Here is an 18,349-nt window from a genome sequence, read left to right on the forward strand (position 1 = left end):
GGGTTCGCGTTGCCAGGAGCCGGTGTCGGTGCGGCCGCCGGGCCGACCCCCGACCTCGGGTTCGCGTTGCCAGGAGCCGGTGTCGGTGCGGCCGCCGGGCCGACCCCCGACCTCGGGTTCGCGTTGCCAGGAGCCGGTGTCGGTGCGGCCGCCCGGCCGCCCCTCGATCTCGGGCCGGCCGTTGATCTGGGGGCGCCCGTTGTTCTCCGGTTCGCCCCGCCAGGAGTCCTGGCGCGCGCCGTTCTCCGGCCCGCTCTGCCAGGAGCCGGTGTCGATGCGCCGCTGACGGTCGCCGACCTCGGGTTCGCGCTGCGAGGAGGCCGGCTCACTCTGCCACGAGCCCGTGTCGCCGCGACCCTGCCGGCCGCCGGCGTCTCCACTGCCCGCGCCGGGCTCGCGCTGCCAGCTGCTGGTGTCCGTGCGGCTCTGCCAGCCGCCCGCGGCACGGTCCCGGGGCTGAAGGGGCAGCGGGATGACACCGGTCTCCGCCGCGCTCTGCGCCCACGGGTCCACCGGCGGTCCCGGCTCGGGATCGCGTCGCCACGAGCCCGTGTCACGCCAGCCGTCGGCGCGCGTTTCGCCGGCCCGTGCCTCGTCGCCGCTGCGCCAGCCGTCCGAGGGCGACGACGTGCGCCAGCTGTCGGTGCGTGGCTGGTCGGCGCGGGCCTCGTCGGCGCTGCGCCAGCCGTTCGTCGCCGGCGGGCTGCTCTGCCAGCTGCTCGTCGTCGTGTTGGTGCGCCAACCGTCGGTGGCCGGCGGCTCCGGCGTGTCCCGTCGCCAGCTCGGCTCGATCGCCCCCGGATCCTGGAACACGGGCATGCTGCCGGTGTCGGTGTGCCCCGCCCAGTTGTCGGCTTCCGTTCGGCCGCTCCAGCCCGTACCCCCGCTGGTCCGGGATCCGATGTCGGGCGCGCGACGGCGCCCGCCCTGCACCGGGCCGTCGCTCAGGCCCGCCTGGCCGGCGGCCGACTCGCGGCGCCACGCCGCGCGGTCGTCCTCTCGGACCAGGTGGCGGCCGTCGTCGATCGGCGCCGACCAACCTCCCGGGTACTTCGTGCCCGGAGCCGGCCGACTCTGCCCCGCCTGCGCCTCGGTGCCGGGGCGGGTGGGCTCGGCGAACTGCTGCCAGCTCGGGCGGCTGTCCCAGGCCGGGCGGCTCTCGGGCTCGCGCTGCCGCGGCGGCGGGGCGTCGGCGGGCTGCCAGGTCGCGGCCGGATCGGTGAACTGCTGCCACGCCGGCCGATCCTCGCTGCTCGGCGCCTCCCAGGGCGGGGTCGCGCTGGGCTGGCCGCTCTGCCACGAGTCCGCGGGCCGCTGCTGCCAGGACGGCGTCGCGTCCGCGGGCCGCTGCCGCCAGGACGGTGTCGTGTCCGCGGGTGGTTGCTGCCAGGACGGCGTGGCGTCCGCGGGCTGCCAGGTCGGCGTGCCGGTGGAGGTCTGGTCGTCGGTCGGCGGGGTCGGCCAGGCCGTGCTGGAGATGGCCGGCAGCCGCGTGGGCGCCTCGGCCTGCGGGGGGAGGTTCTCGGCGTCGCCGCCTTGCCAGGCCTCCGTCGTCGTGCGCCAGCCGTGCGAGCCCGAGGCGGAACGCCACTCGGTGGTCTGCCGCCAGCGGGCGCTCTCCGTGGTGGCGCGCCACTCGGAGGTCTGCGTGCGCCAGCCGACACCGTCCGCGGGCAGTACGGGCCTGCCGGTGGCCGCGACATCGGACCAGCGACTCACCGTTCCGGACTGCTCACCCGACGGAGTCTCGGGGTTCTGTGCCCAGGCATCCGCGCGCAACGACCAGGCGACCGCCTCGGGAATCGGCTGCATGCTGCCGGTGTCGGCGGGTGATCCGGTGCCCCAGACGGTGGCCCCCGGCCTGGAAATCTCGGACGAATCGGGATCATCCGGGCGATCTGTGGGTGTCCAGGACCCCGACGCGCTCCTTTCGCGCGGCAGGCGGGCGCCGTAGTCCCAATCCCGTTGGTCCACGGGAAAAGCGTGACGTGCATCCGACCGATCTGCAACGCCCTGGAGCGACGGCTTGGTCACGGAGGCCAGCTTTTTATCTCTCCACACGCTGGGGACGACAAATCTGCTGGTAGGGAAGGCGCGTCCCGCTGCATCCCCAGGCGTTGTACACAGGCTGTGCACAGGGCCGCGCACAGGCCTACGCGACTTGTCCACAGGTTGTCCCGAGACTCGTCCACCGGCGCGCTTGGGTCTGTGACGTGCGGCTTCGTATGGTTACCCGCGCCGGATCATGTCCTCGTCCGGGCTCGTGACGAAAATTTTGCGAATTTGTGGTCCCGGTCACCCAGGCGAGGACCGCGATCACCCGAAAGTGTCGTACCCGGACTGTTCGATCACGGCAGAACGACGATGAAGGGGTAGGTCGGCATGTCGATCACCGACGACGCACGACCGGAGTCCCGGCCGCAGTCATCGCCAGGGGGCAAAGCCCCCGGTGGCCGCCCGCCCGGAGCAGGTGGGCCGCCACAGACCGGCGGCTTCGACAAATCCCCACCGCAGGACATCGCGGCCGAGCAGAGCGTGCTCGGCGGCATGCTGCTCTCCAAGGACGCCATCGCCGATGTCGTCGAGATCCTCAAATCGCACGACTTCTACCGCCCGGTCCACGCGACCGTCTTCGACACGATCCTCGAGCTTTACGGGCGAGGCGAGCCGGCCGACGGCGTCACCGTGGCGGCGGCGCTCTCCGACTCAGGCGACCTGCAGCGCATCGGCGGCGTGCCCTACCTGCACACCCTCATCGAGAGCGTGCCCACCGCGGCCAACGCCGCCTACTACGCCCGCATCGTCTCCGAGCGCGCGGTGCTGCGCCGCCTAGTCGAGGCGGGCACCAGGATCACCCAACTCGGCTACGGCACGGGCGGCAACGGCGGCATGGACGTCGACGACATCGTCGACCTGGCCCAGCAGGCCGTCTACGACGTGACCGAGCGCCGGGTCAGCGAGGACTTCGCCGTCCTGGCCGACATGCTGCAGCCGACGCTGGACGAGATCGAGGCGGTCGGCGCCACCAACGGCATGATGACCGGCGTCCCGACGGGCTTCTCCGACCTCGACCGCCTGCTCAACGGCCTGCACGCCGGACAGTTGATCATCGTGGCGGGCCGGCCCGGCCTCGGTAAGTCCACGGCGTCGATGGACTTCGCCCGCAACGCGGCCATCCGGTCCAACTGCGCCAGCGCCATCTTCTCCCTGGAAATGAGCAAGATCGAGATTGTGATGCGGCTCCTGTCGGCCGAGGCCCGCGTCCCGCTGCACGTCCTGCGCTCGGGCCAGCTCTCCGACGACGACTGGACCAAGCTGGCCCGCCGGATGGGCGAGATCAGCGAGGCCCCGATCTTCGTCGACGACACGCCGAGCATGAACCTGATGGAGATCAGGGCGAAGTCCCGCCGCCTCAAGCAGCGCCACAACCTGAAACTGATCGTTGTCGACTATCTCCAGCTGATGTCGTCCCCGAAGAAGACGGAGAGCCGCCAGCAAGAGGTCGCGGAGCTGTCCCGAGGCCTGAAGCTGCTGGCCAAGGAGGTCGAATGCCCGGTGATCGCGGTGAGCCAGCTGAACCGTGGCCCGGAACAACGTACGGACAAGCGCCCGCAGCTGTCCGACCTGCGTGAGTCCGGCTCGATCGAGCAGGACGCCGACGTGGTGATCCTGCTCCACCGCGACGACTACTACGACAAGGAGTCACCGCGGGCGGGCGAGGCGGACTTCATCGTGGCCAAGCACCGAAACGGCCCGACGGACACGGTGACCGTCGCGGCCCAGCTGCACCTGTCCCGCTTCGTCGACATGGCGATCGTCTAGGAAACGTCCCGGTCGGGCCCTGGCCCGGCCGGGACGCCGCCGGCGAGACGGGCTGAGCTCGTTCGGGAGAGCACGCCTATCGTGGCGCGACCACGAACTCGGAGCCCGGTTCCGGGGGCGAGTAGTTCAGCGGGGACCGGCCCAGCAACGTGACCCTCGTCGGCCGGGCATCGACCCAGAGGGTGAAGAGGCGCCGCTCGGCCCCGTTCGCGACGGCGGAGGCCCCGGCGATCCGATCCGTGAGCCGCCGGCCTCGTTGTTCGAGCAGGCCGCTGACGCTGTCGAGGCCGCCGGCGGCGGAGGAGGCATCGCCGAGGCCGGCGCAGTGCCGCTCGCTGGTCGCCGGTGAGTGACTGAAGGACGCGCTGATCTTGCGGCTCGCGTGTCGACCTCGCGCGCACGCTGGACGGCCGCTCTGGCGCGGGAGGGAATGGCCCGTCAGTCCGCGGACGGCGTTACGTCCGGGGTGGGCCGAACTGCCAGCCCATCCGCTCGCCCTCCTCGCACATCTTCTGCAGGGTCGCCTCGCTCGGAAGCTCCGTTCCCAGCGTCTCCCGGGCGATCCGTTCGGCCGTCGCCCGATCGATCACCTGCGTCCGGTCCTGGTACTTGTCGTCGTAAAGCATCGGAACCGCCAGCGCCGGGGCGTAGATCCATGCCTTCCGGGGGGCGCTCCAAATTACCGCCTGGAACGGCTCCTGCGATTGGACCTGGTAGGCGATCAGGCTGGTTGTCGCGCCCGACTGGTCGGACTTCAGGACCGCCTGATAGTCGAATTTCTCGTCGGCCATCCTCGTCATCCGATCTGGTGCCAGGGAATACTTCATCGTAGGTCAGGCCGTAATGGTTCAGTGCTTCCTCGACGGACGTGCTCTGCCGGTCGAGGTCAAGAGCATACGTCCTCCATACGGAGGGCTCGTCGGCGATGAACCGCTCGAATGTCGTGTCCACGGTCTTATCGATCGGTAGCCGATCCAACTGATCCGGTTGGTGGGACGCCACATACCTTTCCTTGTTCATCGCCAGCATCTTCAGGAAGGCGTCCACTCGCAGGTGGGCCGGCGCGAGCTTAAGGCGCAGGGTCTCGTAGTGGAGATGAGTGTCATCGCTGATGCTCAGCGAGATTTCTGTCGGAAATTGCAGTTCGAACAGGAAACCCTCAGAATCCCTCAACGTGACGTTCAGTCCGTTGTGGCGGCCGCCGCCGTTCCAGAAGTTGACGATGCGGTCCGTCTGAAAGCCTAACTCCCCGAGTCTGCCGAGCACTGATTCGACAGCGTCGACGTATCCTTCCTCGCTGAGCTGCACGGAGAATCGGACCCGATCCTTCACTCCGGACAGGAACTCGGAGACGTCGAGCATCTCGAACTCGGACTCGACGGCGAAACTGCGTGCGAGCGAGTCGGCCGTCTTGACCCGGTGTTCCTCATGCACGACCTCCATCGACGCGTGAAGGCCGCCGTCATTCAACTCCGCGACGACCTCGTGAAGCTGTGCGGAGATGCGCGCTGCGACGGGTTCCGCCTCTCGGACCGACTCTTCGATGGCCTGGCGGTCGTCTGCGGGAAGCGAACGAAGCAGTTGACGTTCGGCCTCTCGGGGGTCGAAGTCGCCCTCGGGTTCGGTGTTGCCCGGGTCGTCGGCGGCGCCGGTCGGTTCCAGGGACGAGCGGCTCCACAGGCCCGCCCGGTGGTAGGGCAGGGGCGCCAGCTCGCCCCGGCCGTTGACGACGACCGCGTCCATCGACACGACGTTGCCGTCGTTCTGTCGGCCCGTATGGGTGTAGAGGGGAACGTCCTCCGACAGCCGGCCGGTCTGTGGATCCAGGAACAGGATGGTGCCGCCCTGGTTGACCGCCGCCCAGGCGTGCGCCGTTCCCTCCTCGGAGTCAGTCACGATGAAGGCGAAGGCGCCGTGGCCCGCGTTGTAAAGGTGGTTGTGCAGGTTGGTCATGGCCGTGTCGACCGCCTGCTTGGCCTGCCGGTGGTCCAGGCCGCCGACGTACGGGCACAGCCCCTGGAACTCGCCGCGCACCGTGTCCTCGATCCGCGCCAGCCCGTGGTCCTCCGCGCCCAGCGGCCGGGTGGGGTCGCCTTGCGCGTACGAGTCGAAGGTGCGCGGCGCCGACACGCGGGGGCGACCGTGCAGGTACGTGTCGAACAGCGAGAGCACGCCGTCCACGCAGTTGATTCCGCGGGTGGGGTCCGCCTGCGGGCCGCCGTCGTTGGCCAGGCCGAACCATTCGCCGATCCGCGGATCGGCCAGTCGTAACACCGTGCCGTCCGCGGCCCGCGGCATGGCGTTTTCCAGATCAAGCTGGTGTACGGCCAGCGGCGCGCGCAGGCCGCCCCGTCGCCCGTACGGCCGGCTGTGTTCGACCGGCGGCGGAATGTCGTCGCCGGTCAGCGCGGACCGATCGCCGGTCTCCACCGCGCCGACCGCCATGGTGCCGACGTCGTCGTTGATGCGGATCCAGTCCGCGGGCTCGACCTCGACCCGGGCCGGCGCGAACTCCCCGGCGAGCACCGAGTCGGCTCGGGCCTCCAACGCCGCGGCGTCTTCGCTGGTGAGTCGCGCCTCCGCGCGCAGATACTCGCCCTGAACGGTTGCGCCGGCGGACAGGGCCGCGTCCGCCTGCCAGCCGAGTTCCAGCACCTTCGCGCGTTGGTCGTGTGCGATTCGCATCAGGTATTCGGCGTACTCCGCTCGCCGGTTCTCCTCGTGCGTCCTCCTGGCATGCGCCATGTACTCGCGGTAGGAGCGGTCCTCGGCGAGCCGCGGGGCCGGAGCATCCCGTAGCGGCGCGGTGTCCGGCGCAAGGGCCCGGGCGATGGGGTCGACCGGAGCCGGCCTGGGTTCGAGGGCTTCCGCGATCCGATCGACCGGCTGCCGCGGCGATGGAATCGGGCGGGGCCGCCGGGTCGGCTCAGGCTCCGGCCGCGGCGGTGTCGGGTCGGGGCGCGGCGGGGGCTCGGGCCGGGGGTTCGGCTCGGGCAGGGAGTGCGGGTCGGGTTGCTCTGCGCGGGTCCGCCGGTCGTCCGGGGAGGGATCGACGGCCGGCGCGGCCCGGTACGCCGCCGAGTAGTAGATCGGCGCCGGTCGCGGGGGCGGAGGCGGCAGCGTCGTCCGCCGCGGTCGCCACGCCCCGTCCGGGCGGTCCAGGAACGGCATCGGGATGCCCTGACCGTTCACGACCAGCGCGTCCAGGGCCACCACGTTGCCGGGATCGGGCCATCCGCGGTGGCCGTACAGCGCCTGCGACCCGGTGACCAGCCCCGACTGTGGGTCGACGAACAGGATCTCGCCGTTCTGGTTCACCGCCGCCCAGGCGTGCGCCGAGCCGCCTTCCCACGCGTTCACCAGGAACGCGAACGAACCGTGGCCGCCGGCCAGCAACTGCGCGGACACGTCCGCCAGCGCCCGGTCGACCCGCTGCCGGGCCACGCCCGGTTCCTCACGGGCCACCATCGGGCACAGTGACTGGAGGCGCCCGCCCGTCGCGTGCTCGACCCGCTCCAGTCCGATCTCCTCGCCGTACAGCGGCTTCTGCGGGTCTCCCTCGCTGTAGGCGTCGAATGTCCGCGGCGCCGAGACCCGCGGCCGACCGTGCATATAGGTGTCGAAGAACGAAAGCACGCAATCCTGGCAATTGATCCCGCGCGTCGGATCGGCCTGCGCGCCGCCGTCGTTCACCAGCCGGAAGTACGGCGCCCGGGGGTCCGCGAGCCGCAACGGGCTGCCGTTCCTGTCGCGCGGCATGGCGTTCTCGAGCTCGGCCTGATGCCGGGCGAGCGGCGGTCGCAGGCCCGCCCGGTACCCGTACCGTCTGGTCCCGTCGATGGACGGCGGATGGTCGCTGTCGGTGAGCATCGAGCGGTTGCCCACCGAAATGCCGCCCAGCGCGAGGTGCCCGCGGTCCTCGTTGGCCCGGTGCCATTCGTGCGGCGCTATCTCGATCAGCGAACCCGGCGGTGGCGTCCAGTTCGGATCCCTCAAGGCTGCGACCTGCGCCTCGGCGCGCTCGGCGTCCGCGACCGCAAGCTCGACGGTGGCCTTGAAGAACGCCGCCATGCCCGGGTCGAGCTTCAGGTAGCGCGCCACCCGGGCGGATCGCCGCGCACTCCTAGCCCGTCGTCGAGCACTCTCCGCTTTCCCCTCGAAGAACTCGAGGGCATCGGATCGCCGTGCCCGCGCATGGGCCAGGCGCAGCGCCCGCACATGCCGCAGGTAGCCGTCCACCTCCGGCGACACCCCCGCGGCCTTCGGCGCGGACCACCCCGCGGGTGGGCCGCCGGCAACGAGAACCGCCGGGTCCGGGTCCGATGACGGTACGTCCACAGCCCCGTCCCGCGGCCCGCCGTGCCCGCCGGGCGCCCAATCGTGTGGCGGTCGCGGGGGCGGGGTCCCACCGGGTTCGGCCCGCCCCGGAAGCACGCCGGCGCCGAGCCCTCCGACCGCCGGCGCCCCGGCGTCGAAGAAGCCCGGGGGAGGCAACCCGCCGCGCGCGGGCCCAGCGATACCGGACCCGGCCCTGCTGCCCGGCTCGGCAGAACTCTCGACAGGCGGGGTAGGGGCGGCCGCGCCGGTCTCCGATGGCGCGACGGTCGGCCCGATCCCGGTTGGAGTGAGTCTGGCCCCGGTTCCGTGTGTGGGCGTGGGCCCGGATCCGGTTGGGGTGGGCGTGGGCCCGGTCCTGGGTGTGAACGCCGGCCAGGTCCCGGTTGGAGTGAGCGTCGGCCCGGTTCCGGGTATGAGCGGGGGCCCGGTCCCGGTTGGGGTGGGCGTGGGCCTGGTTCCGGTTGGGGTGGGCGTGGGCGTGGGCGTGGGCGTGGGCCCGGTCCCGGCTGGAGTGGGCATAGGCCCGGTTCCCGGTGTGAGCGTGGGCCGGGTTCCGGTAGGGGTGGGTGTAGTCCCAGTTCCGGGTGTGGGCGTGGGCCCGGTTCCGGGTGTGGGCGTGGGCCCGGTCCCGGGTGTGAACGTCGGCCCGGCCCCGGCTGGTGTCAGCGTCGGCCCGGTCCCCGACGGTGTGGGGTTCGAGTCGGTCCCGAACGGTGACCAAGGGCTGAGCCCCGCTCCCGAATCCCCCATACCGAACAGCCCAGGTCCCGCGGCCCCGGCGACGGTTGGTCCGGGTGGTGCCGAACCAGCAACCGTGGACCCAGGCGCCAGCGATCCGGTAACGACCGGACCCGGCTGCGCCGATCCGGCAACGACCGGGCCGGGCTGCGCCGACCCCGCGGCAACGGAGGGTTCGGACGACGCCGGCCCGGCACCCGACGGCGCGGAGGCCATCGGTCCGGCAGCAGACGGCGCGGCCCCGGCCGGACCGGAGGAGGGTCCGGTGCCCGTCAAACCGGGATCCGGCAGCGGCGCCGAACCCGACAGGCTGTGCCCGTCAGCACCCACCGGCGAGCCGCCGGGCCCACCGCGCCCGGCGGGCCCACCCGAGAAGTCCGGCTGCGCACCCGACGCGGGATCTGAAGAAAACGATGACGGCCCGGCCCCCGGTGACGCAGCATCTGCCGAAACGGGCACCGGCCCGGAGTCAACCGGGGAGAGGTCGACCGGCAGGGTGGACGGAGCAGGCACATCGAGGTCGCCGACCCGGCCGGCCAGCCCCGTCGAGGCCCCGCCCAGCAACGCTCCGCTCGCCCCCGAGCTGGCCGACTTCGCCACGCTCTCGAGATCCGGCAGGTCGCCACTGACCGCGGCCCCGCCGAACTCGCCCAGCACCTCGGCGCCGGCGCCGCGGGTCAGTCCACTGTGGCGCTGCCCACGCCCGATCCCGGCCCCGCTGGCCGCGAATCCCCCCGCGAATCCGCCGGCCGCGGACATGCCCAGGTCGCGGGCGTCGATCCCGTCGGCCCGCCCGGTCGAGTTCTGGTAGAGCTGGATCCCGCCGCTGGTGGCGAGCTCCTCCCGGGCCTCGTCCAGGCCCTCCCTCAGCCCGTCCCGGCCGAGCTGCTTGAGGCCCGCCTTGGTGGTGAGCTGCCTGGTCGCACGCTCGCCCGCCTCCTTCAGCGTCTTCTTGATCGCCTTCTTGCTCAGCTGCTCGACCAGGCGCTTGAAGATCTGCTGGATGGCGATCCGGGTGGCCGCGATCAGCCCGGCCGCCGCGGGCGACGCCGCGCCCAGCGTCAGGGCCACCGCGACGGCCATGCCGATCAGCTCGATCAGGAACAGCCCGATCTCGATCCAGGCCTCGAGCTTCGCCCCCTCGATGTCGCAGCCGCAATCCTCGACGAGTTTCCCCAGCTCGTCGGCGATCGCCAGCAGCGAGTTGAGCGGCGCGTTCTCGTCGGCGGCGAGCTGCTGCCAGGCGCCGCCGAAGGCCTGCGCGCCGGTGCCGCCGTAGGCCGACAGTACCTGACCGGCCGCGTCGTAGGCCTCGTCGCGGGGCTCCGCGAGCCGGCGGGCGATCGCGTACCAGCGGTCGGCGACGTCCCAGGTGGCCTTCTCGTCGCCTTCCGGCCAGTCGAAGCCCACCACCCATTCGAGCGCCTCGTAGGCCCATTGCGGAACGTCGAACGGGCAGTAGTCCAGCGGGTGGGGTATCGGGCTGGGCAGGATCGTCACGAGCGTTCCCTGTACGTCCGATCCACCCGTACGGCTGCGTGGTGATCCGTCTGCGTGGCCTCGCGGACGGCCTCGACCACCGCGTCGCCGAGGCCTTCGACATAGCCGGCGAGCTTCTCCCAGGCCTCGAGCACCTGCTGCTCGATCGGGCGGTAGTTCTTCTCGAAGGCCTGGCCGATGGCGTCGGCGCCCCACGGGCGTGCGGCGCTCAGCGCGGCCAGTTCGGCGCCGGGACCGGTTCGCAGCCGGGTGAGGTGACTACCTGCCGAGGCCAGGTCGCGCCCGCCGTTCGCCGCGCGATCGGGGTCGAGCCAGAGCTCCGCCTCAGGCATCGCCGTCCGCCTCGCGCATGATCGCGTCCTGTCGGCGCAGCAGCGAGCCGAAGTCGTTGTCCCTGATGTACCGCATGGGGCCCGAGTCCGCGGGAAGATACCCGGCGACCAGCTGCTCTACCTGCTCCGATGTGTTCGCGGCCGCACGCGCCACGGTCGCGACGATCTTGCGGCCGAGCTCGCCGGCGTCCATGTCGCGGTAGATGCGGCGGTCCAGGCGCAGGTCCAGGAGCTGGCCGCGCGGGCCGACGGTCGCGCGGATCAGGCCGTCGTCGGAGTCGGCGCTGACCCGCAGCTCGGCGAGCCGGCGCTGCATGTCGTCCATTCCGGACCGCAGCCGGTTGTACTGGCCGTACACGTCGTCGAAGCGCGCTCGCAGCGCGTGGTTGGCATCGCGGTCCGCCATGTCCGCCACGGTCGTCCTCCCCCAACACCCGACCCATCGATCGTGGTGACATTACCGGGCGGCGCCACGCGGCGTGGTCCGGTAGTTTCAGTCCGCACACGGATCGCGGCGACAGGGGGTCTGATGATCACGCTGGAGGACGCCGAGGAGATCGCAGCCGGCTGGGCCCGGGGCGAATCCGAGCGCCGGGGGTACGAGTGCACGCCCGTGGTCTCCGAGTTCGACCTCGGTTTCGTGGTGTGGACGAAGCAGCCGCCGACGGTGCTGCCGATCCCGGGCGACGGCGCCCGCACGGTCATCGACCGCGCGACCGGCGCGCTGTCCACCTACCCGGGCGTCCCGGCGAACGTGATCGCCGAGCTGTACCGCACCCACCAGCCCGCGGTGGCCGCGCGGCGGCGGACGGTCGACCCCGAGGTCGAGTTGCGGCGCAACGCGCGGCGCCGGCCGGCGCCCACCACGGCCGCGCATCTGACCGTCGACGGGCAGCTCTTCATCGCCCGGGGCGCCAAGGGCGATCAGGAGATCGACCATCACCCGCTGGTCGCGGACCGGCTGCACGGTCTGGATCCGGCCGAAACGGTACGCGGCGCCGAACGGCACGCCGAGCTGATCGTGCTGTCGGACGCGCTGCACGAGGCGGACCGGCAGCGCGGCGAGCCGTTGACGCTGGACGACGCGCGCACCCTGCTCCGTACGGCCGACTTCGAGGCCTTCTTCGTCCGGGACCAGGGGGACCCCCTGGGCGGGACGGCCGCCCGGCCGTGCGAATCGTGCATATCCGTCCTGGTCGACTTCGCGCTGTTGCCGTGGTCGCAGCTCGCGTTCGTGGAGCCGTTCCGGCCGTATTCGGACAACATCGCGCAGCCGGGCCGCTTCCCCGATCACGTGGCCGGGGCGCTCGCGGACGCGGGCTGGCGGCCGATGCAGCAGGTCGTCGCCGAGGTGCTGGCCGACGGCCTCATCGACGACGTCGTGAGCGTGCCCGGCAAACGCTTCCGGCACCGCGCGTTTCCGGCGGCGCGGGAGGCGATCATGGCGTTCCCGGGGATCTTCTGCGGGCTGCGCGGTCCGGGCGTGCGCCGGTGGGTCCGCTGGCTGAACCTGGAGCCGGCCGCGGCGGCGCACTCGGCGGACGTGCTCGGCGAGTTCGCCGAGGTGATCGGGGCGCCGCTGTTTCCGATCGGCGTCGAGGCCAAGGGCGACGCGATCGTGGCGATCGACGAACGCGGCCGGGTCTTCGCGCTGGACCAGGGCGGCGAGTGGTTCCTCGGCGAGACCTTGGACGAGGCCGTGCTGAGCCTGCTCACCGGCGACGGACCGGCGGAGCGGGTCCGGGACGACGGCACCTGGTAGCGCGGCCGCCCGGACCGGAGGGCGCGCGCCACCCGGGACGCCGGACATGGTCCAGGTCCCGGGCGGGTCGCTCCGGGCTCAGTCGAACAGTTCGTTGAGGAAGCTCTTCTTCTTCCGGCCGCGGTAGTGGCCGTGGTAGCCCTGCTGGCGGTAGTGGCCGTGGTATCCGCCGCCGTGCGGCTGGTGCGCACCGTACGGCGCGGCGGCCGCCGGGTAGGCCGGCTGGCCGTAACCGGGCGGCGGCGGGGCGGCGTAGCCACCGCCGTGCGCGGGCGGCGGCGGGGGCGGCGCGGCGTAGCCGCCGGGCTGCGGGGCCTGAGCCGGGCGGGGCGCCGCGGGCGCCTGCCGGCTGTTCCAGTTGGCCTCGGCCTCGAAGAGCTTCTCCAGCTCACCGCGGTCGAGGAAGATTCCGCGGCACTCGGTGCACTGGTCGACCGTGACGCCGCTGCGCTCGTAAACCCGCATATCGCCGTGACACTTCGGACAGGTCATCTGCATCTCACAAACGGTACAAGGCCGGGTCACTTCGCGGTGGCGCTGTTCCTGTGGGTCTGCTGAGTGACTCGGCGAGTGCGGGCGCCCAGACCAGCAGCGCGAGAGGGTACAGGAGGTAGCCGAAGCGGGTGGTCGGCATCAGCAGGATCGCGGCCAGCAGGCCGTACCCGCAGAAGAGCGCCGCGGTCGCGGCCGCGCGCGGCGGCCGGCGGACGAGCCGGACGGAGATCGCCAGGGCGACCGTGACCAGCAGCGCGACCGCGACGTACCGGCCGCCCGGCACCGCCTGGGAGATCAGGTAGCCGGGGAACGGCGACTGGGCCGGGCTGGTCACGAGGCCGTGGCCGAGCGGGAAGCGGATCACGTTCTCGACGAATGCGTCGGCGTCCACCAGGAACGCCGGTGCCAGGGCCAGCACGGGCAGGCCGAGCGCGCCCGGCAGGAAGCGGCGGCCGTTGCCGGTGACGACCGCCAGGACGGCGAGGACGACGACGACCGGCAGGGCGAACAGTTTGAGCGCGGCGGCGGCGCCGACCGCGAGACCCGCGGCGCCGTAGCGGCCGGTCGCGCAGCAGGCCAGGGCGAGCAGCGCCAGGGCGAGGACCGGGAGGTCGTCACCCCCGGTGGCCAGGGTCAGGGCGCAGACGGGCAGCACGGTGGCGAACTGCACCGCCCGGACCAGGCTCGCCGGCGCCGCCCGGTCGCGACCAGCGAGCAGCCACACCGCCGCCACCAGCGTCGCGGCCGTCGCGACCGCGAACCAGACCCGTGCGTCGGTGTACCAGCCGTCGCCGAGGGCCGCCCTGGGCAGGCCGAAGACGGCCATGCCCGGCTGGTACGGCGCATAGCCCAGCAACTGGTCGCCGGGCGGCAGCGCGGCGATCGCGTCCGGACCGAGGTACGGCGTCCCGGTGCTCGCCAGCCGCTCGCCCATGTGCTCGACGACCAGCACTTCCTCCTGCGCCCGGCCGGCGCGCCCGGCGGCGCGCTGCACCGCCTGGACGATCAGCGGCAGGATCACGGCGCCGCACCACGCCGCCCATGCCAGCTCCATCCGCCGGCGCGGCCGCCGCAGCACCAGCTGCACCACGACGACGGAGAACGCGGCGAGATACGCACACACCGCCCAGGCACCCCACGCCCGATGCGACGGCAGGGTCGAGGTCAGCGCGGTGACGAGGGCGAACGCCGCCGCGAGGCCGTACAGCGCGGCGTCGGCGGCGAGGCCACCGAGGGCCCGGTCGAGGCGCGCGAGCAGGTTCACGCGGGCAAGTGTGGCAGAGAGGATCTCCCGTGCCCCGGTGACCTGCGATGCGGCATCCGGACGACCGACCCCGCGGTGTGCAGGACGTCGGCGAGCGCGCCCGGGCGCCCGCCCGAGCCGCGTTGCAGGGCGGCGAGCAGCCGCCCGGACCGCATCGGCCGCGCGAAGAGGTGGCCCTGGCCGGCGACGCAGCCGAGCTCCCAGAGCGCGTGACGCTGCGGTTCGCTCTCGACGCCCTCGGCGACGACGGTCAGGTGCAGGCTGCGCGCTAGGTCGACGGTCGAGCGGATCACGGCGGCGGCCTCGGACGAGGTCTCGACCGCGGTGACGAACTCGCGATCGATCTTGAGCTGATGCACCGGGATGCGGGACAGCACCGAGAGCGACGACACCCCGGTGCCGAAGTCGTCGAGGGCCAGCCGGACGCCGGCGTCCCGCAGCTCGCTCAGCGCCCGTTCCACGACCTCCAGCTGACTGATCGTGAGCGTCTCGGTCAGCTCCAGCACCAGCCGGTCCGCCGCGACGCCGTGGCCGGCGAGCCGGGACAGCACGGCGCTCGGGAACGTCTCGTCCAGCAGGCTGCGCGGCGAGACGTTGACGGCCACCGGCAGATCAAAACCCGCTTCGCGCCATATCCCGTACGCGGTGAGCGACTGCTCGAGCACCGCGTCGGCGAACGCGGGCAGCTGACCGGAGCGTTCGACGGTCTCGAGGAACTGCATCGGGCTCAGGTTGCCGTGCTCCGGGTGGTGCCAGCGGGCCAGCGCCTCGGCGGAGATCACCTCACCGCTGCCGAGGTCGACGATGGGCTGGAAGTCGACCACGAACTCGTGTTCCGCGACGGCCCGGCGGAGCTCGCCGCCCAGCATCAGCCGGCCGATGTCCGCGGTGTCGCGGGCGTGCTCGTAGGTCGCCGTACGCTGACCCGAGCGTTTGGCCTGGTACATGGCCACGTCGGCGCGGCGAAGCAGCTCGGTGACGCCGCCACTGCCCGGCGCGGACGCGATGCCGCCGCAGGCCTCGACGGTCAGGCGCATGCCGTCGACCTCGATGCCGCGGTCCAGGCAGCTGAGCAGCGCCTCGGCCCGGTGCGCCGCCAGCGCGGGGGTGGGCAGGCCGGTTAGCAGCACCGCGAACTCGTCGCCGCCGAGCCGGGCGACCAGGTCGCCGGGGCGGGCACCGCGATCCAGCATGGTCGCCACCGCCTGGAGCACTTTGTCGCCGGCCTGGTGCCCGAGGGTGTCGTTGACCTCCTTGAAGTGGTTGAGGTCGATCAGCAGCAGCGCGACCATGCCCTGGTCGGTGCGGTTGTCGAACGCCGCCTCCGCGCGTTCGAGCAGCTGGCGGCGGTTGGGCAGGCCGGTGAGCGAGTCGTGCGCGGCGGCGTACGCGTGCTCGTCCGCGACCCGCTGCAGCTCGGCGTACGCGTTGGCGTTGCGGATCGCGGTGTACAGCGCGGAGGCGAGGGCCTTGAGCTTGTAGTGCTCGGACTCGCGGAACTTGACGGCCTTGGAGAAGCGCAGCCGCAGGACGCCGAGGTCGTGGCCGCCGTCGTGGCCCTCGAGCGGTGCCTCGATCACCGAGGTTGCCACCGGGTTGGGCGCCGACGCGCGGGTGCCGTCGTAGAAGTGTCCGGGGGAGCCGCGCACGAGGCGGCTGTTGCCGTCGTCGCCGGGCAACTCGACCTCGACCTCGTCGGCGGAGAACAGCTTCGGCGCCTGGGTGGCGACGGAGCGCAGCACGTCGGCGAGGTCTTTGACGTTGAGCTCGTCGATGGTCTGCGCCAGCCGGCGCCAGTCGTCGCGCTCGGCCCGGCTGCGCATCATGTTGCGGGCGACCAGGTGCAGCGCCCACAGCACCGGCGGCAGCGCGATCAGCATGCGAAGGTCCCGGGCGATCGCCTGTGCGGCCACCACGGCGACCGCGAGGTTCGTCAGCCGGCCGACGAGCTTGATGTCCCAGTCGCGAAGGGTTATCTGTAGCCAACCGGTTCGGGTGGCCATGGCCAGCACCTGGTTGCCCAGCCCGTCGTCGACGATGGCGTAACAGATGGCGCCGGCCGTCAGCCCGAGGGCGAGGCGGACCCAGGACGGGTCGGTCGCCGCACCGAGGCTGACCGGGCCGACACCGAACAGCCCGGCGCCGAGCACCGCGAGGGCGGCGCCGTGCACGTCCTTGGCGACGTTGAAGGAGATCTTCATCGCCTCGCGCTGGGTGATCAGCTTTGCGCCGAGGACGCCGACCGCCGTGCAGAGGATGACCCAGGGTCCCGGCACGCTCGCGATGGCGATCAGGATCGCGCCCGAGGTCGAGGAGTAGTACCGGTGCTGGGAGCGGAGCCGGATCTTCACGACGGGACCGTTGGCGGCCATGATGATCAGCGCCATGGTCACGGGGTACAGCAACTCCGCGGGGGCGGCGAATTCTGCGTGGGCGGTGGCCCAACCCAATATGGCGATTGCCGCAAATACGACGAGACCGACATACAGCCGGAGCCGTCTGTCGGTCCTCTCGTAAGTCACTTCTGCCCCCTCTGCTGACCATGGTGACCGACTCTCGGTATCCCATGTCAAGACGCAGCGTGGGCAAAGCCGCTGTGCGCGCGAACGGGCTCAGCCCCAGTCTGATTCGTTCATGGTGCACCCCCAACTCCCAGAATCGATTCGGATCGTCGGATCAGCGATAGAACATCGCCGTTCATCGATTCGTCTCGCTCAGTTCGATGCCCAAACGATAGGAAGCTGGCACGATTTAGGGAAGGAGTATTTGTCGCTCGTTTCAGGAAATGCGAGTATCCGGAGGTATGTACCAAATGCGTGACGGTTAAGCAACGCTCCGCAACCGTTTGGAGATCAGTTCTTCCCATGCCCGGCAATGCCCGAACGGCCGTAAATGCCCTGCTGCCGACGGTTGCCGCATCGAACTGCAATGTACGTCCAATCGCATTGGTGTGGGCTGCCGATAAAGCGCTCTATGGATCGATTCACTGCGTAGAACGGATTGCCATCTGAAATGGCTACGGAAAGTGGAGGATTGCTGACTATCTGCCGCGACGCCGCCGGAAATTCCAAGACCAACTGTGTAGTGGATACGCTGTGACACGTGACGAACGCAGCGAAAATGACTCATGTCGACGCCGAAGGTGCAGCTCGGATGGTCGACGTGTCGGCCAAGGAGATCACCGTCCGCCGCGCGGTAGCCGCCGGCCGGCTGGTCACCACCGCGGAGGTGGTCGCGCTGCTGCGCGGCGACGGCCTGCCCAAGGGTGACGCCCTCGCGGTGGCCCGGATCGCCGGGATCATGGGTGCCAAGCGCACCCCGGACCTGGTGCCCCTGTGTCACCCGATCGGGCTGCACGGTGTCACCGTCGACCTGCACATCACCGGCACCGGCGTCGACATCACCGCGACGACCAGGACCGCCGACCGCACCGGCGTCGAGATGGAGGCGCTGACGGCCGTGGCCACCGCCGGGCTCACCCTGATCGACATGGTCAAGGCGGTGGACCCCGCGGCGAGCCTCGAGGCCGTCCGCGTCCTGCGCAAGGAGGGCGGCAAGACCGGCGAGTGGGTACGCCCCGAGGACCGCCCGTGATCCGCGCCCGGGTGATCGTCGCGTCGAACCGTGCCGCGGCGGGCGTCTACGCCGACACCAGCGGCCCGCTGCTCGTCGCCGGCCTTCGTGACCTCGGCTGCGAGGTGGACCGGGAACCGGTCGTCGTGCCGGACGGCGAGCCGGTGGCCGAGGCCCTGCGTGCCGCCGTCGCCGAGGGGATCGACGTGGTCGTCACCAGCGGAGGCACCGGCGTGACCCCGACCGACCGAACGCCCGAGGCGACCCGGCCGCTGCTCGACTTCGAGGTGCCCGGCATCGCGGAGGCCATCCGCGCGTACAGCAGGGACAAGGTGCCGGCGGCGGCGCTCTCCCGCGGGCTCGCCGGCGTCGCGGGCCGCACGCTCGTGGTGAATCTGCCCGGCTCGACGGGCGGCGCGCGGGACGGACTGGCGGTGCTCGGCCCGATCCTCGTACACACGGTGGAGCAGATCGGCGGCGGCGACCATAGGCTCTCCTCGTGAGCGCAGAGAACATCCCCGTCGA

General features: G+C 71.7%; 11 protein-coding genes and 1 pseudogene. 5 read left to right on the top strand and 7 right to left on the bottom strand.

All coding sequences use genetic code 11. The annotated features are described in order from the left end of the window. Positions 1–1,812, bottom strand: a pseudogene (locus AB0B58_RS13335) (hypothetical protein); the annotation flags it as partial. A 570-nt stretch (positions 1,813–2,382) separates the two neighbouring features. Here AB0B58_RS13335 and dnaB point away from each other — a divergent pair. Next, positions 2,383–3,822, top strand: coding sequence for a replicative DNA helicase (gene dnaB, locus AB0B58_RS13340; RefSeq protein ID WP_360222427.1), 1,440 nt, complete (start codon positions 2,383–2,385; stop codon positions 3,820–3,822). 438 nt (positions 3,823–4,260) lie between these two features. On the opposite strand, the gene AB0B58_RS13345 is transcribed toward dnaB, so the two are convergent. Continuing rightward, the gene (locus AB0B58_RS13345; protein ID WP_360222430.1) at positions 4,261–8,061 is read right to left on the bottom strand and encodes a toxin glutamine deamidase domain-containing protein; all 3,801 of its coding nucleotides are present in this window, start codon (positions 8,059–8,061) and stop codon (positions 4,261–4,263) included. A gap of 1,524 nt (positions 8,062–9,585) precedes the next feature. Between AB0B58_RS13345 and AB0B58_RS13350 the strand changes: the two genes are divergently transcribed. Beyond that, positions 9,586–10,443: a hypothetical protein gene (locus tag AB0B58_RS13350; RefSeq protein ID WP_360222433.1), complete on the top strand. Its 858-nt coding sequence runs from the start codon at positions 9,586–9,588 to the stop codon at positions 10,441–10,443. Here the strand turns inward: AB0B58_RS13350 and AB0B58_RS13355 are convergent. Both AB0B58_RS13355 and AB0B58_RS13360 read right to left on the bottom strand, forming a co-directional pair. Further along, positions 10,395–10,730 carry a hypothetical protein gene (locus AB0B58_RS13355; RefSeq protein WP_360222436.1) on the bottom strand — a complete coding sequence of 112 codons (336 nt, stop codon included), beginning with the start codon at positions 10,728–10,730 and terminating at the stop codon, positions 10,395–10,397. The genes AB0B58_RS13350 and AB0B58_RS13355 overlap by 49 nt on opposite strands. Further along, positions 10,723–11,136, bottom strand: a complete 414-nt coding sequence (locus AB0B58_RS13360) for a YbaB/EbfC family nucleoid-associated protein (RefSeq protein ID WP_360222439.1) — start codon at positions 11,134–11,136, stop codon at positions 10,723–10,725. The genes AB0B58_RS13355 and AB0B58_RS13360 overlap by 8 nt, the downstream gene beginning before the upstream one ends. Positions 11,137–11,259: 123 nt before the next feature. Between AB0B58_RS13360 and AB0B58_RS13365 the strand changes: the two genes are divergently transcribed. Further along, entirely contained in the window at positions 11,260–12,492 is a 1,233-nt protein-coding gene (locus tag AB0B58_RS13365) for an SUKH-3 domain-containing protein (RefSeq protein WP_360222442.1), read from the top strand. A gap of 78 nt (positions 12,493–12,570) precedes the next feature. On the opposite strand, the gene AB0B58_RS13370 is transcribed toward AB0B58_RS13365, so the two are convergent. From AB0B58_RS13370 to AB0B58_RS13380, 3 genes are read right to left on the bottom strand one after another with little or no spacing between them, the layout of a single operon-like run. After that, positions 12,571–12,984: a zf-TFIIB domain-containing protein gene (locus AB0B58_RS13370; RefSeq protein WP_360222733.1), complete on the bottom strand. Its 414-nt coding sequence runs from the start codon at positions 12,982–12,984 to the stop codon at positions 12,571–12,573. A gap of 7 nt (positions 12,985–12,991) precedes the next feature. After that, positions 12,992–14,251 carry a glycosyltransferase 87 family protein gene (locus AB0B58_RS13375; protein WP_360222445.1) on the bottom strand — a complete coding sequence of 420 codons (1,260 nt, stop codon included), beginning with the start codon at positions 14,249–14,251 and terminating at the stop codon, positions 12,992–12,994. Further along, positions 14,248–16,638, bottom strand: coding sequence for a bifunctional diguanylate cyclase/phosphodiesterase (locus tag AB0B58_RS13380; protein ID WP_360222448.1), 2,391 nt, complete (start codon positions 16,636–16,638; stop codon positions 14,248–14,250). The genes AB0B58_RS13375 and AB0B58_RS13380 overlap by 4 nt, the downstream gene beginning before the upstream one ends. 715 nt (positions 16,639–17,353) lie before the next feature. On the opposite strand from AB0B58_RS13380, the gene moaC reads away from it, so the two are divergent. After that, a complete protein-coding gene (moaC, locus tag AB0B58_RS13385; protein ID WP_360222451.1) occupies positions 17,354–17,845 on the top strand; it encodes a cyclic pyranopterin monophosphate synthase MoaC in 492 nt (163 codons plus the stop codon). Then, positions 17,842–18,327, top strand: coding sequence for a MogA/MoaB family molybdenum cofactor biosynthesis protein (locus AB0B58_RS13390; RefSeq protein WP_360222454.1), 486 nt, complete (start codon positions 17,842–17,844; stop codon positions 18,325–18,327). Before moaC ends, AB0B58_RS13390 begins: the two co-directional genes overlap by 4 nt. Positions 18,328–18,349: the final 22 nt, after the last annotated feature.

This window comes from Actinoplanes sp. NPDC049118, assembly GCF_040648555.1.
GTDB lineage: Bacteria > Actinomycetota > Actinomycetes > Mycobacteriales > Micromonosporaceae > Actinoplanes.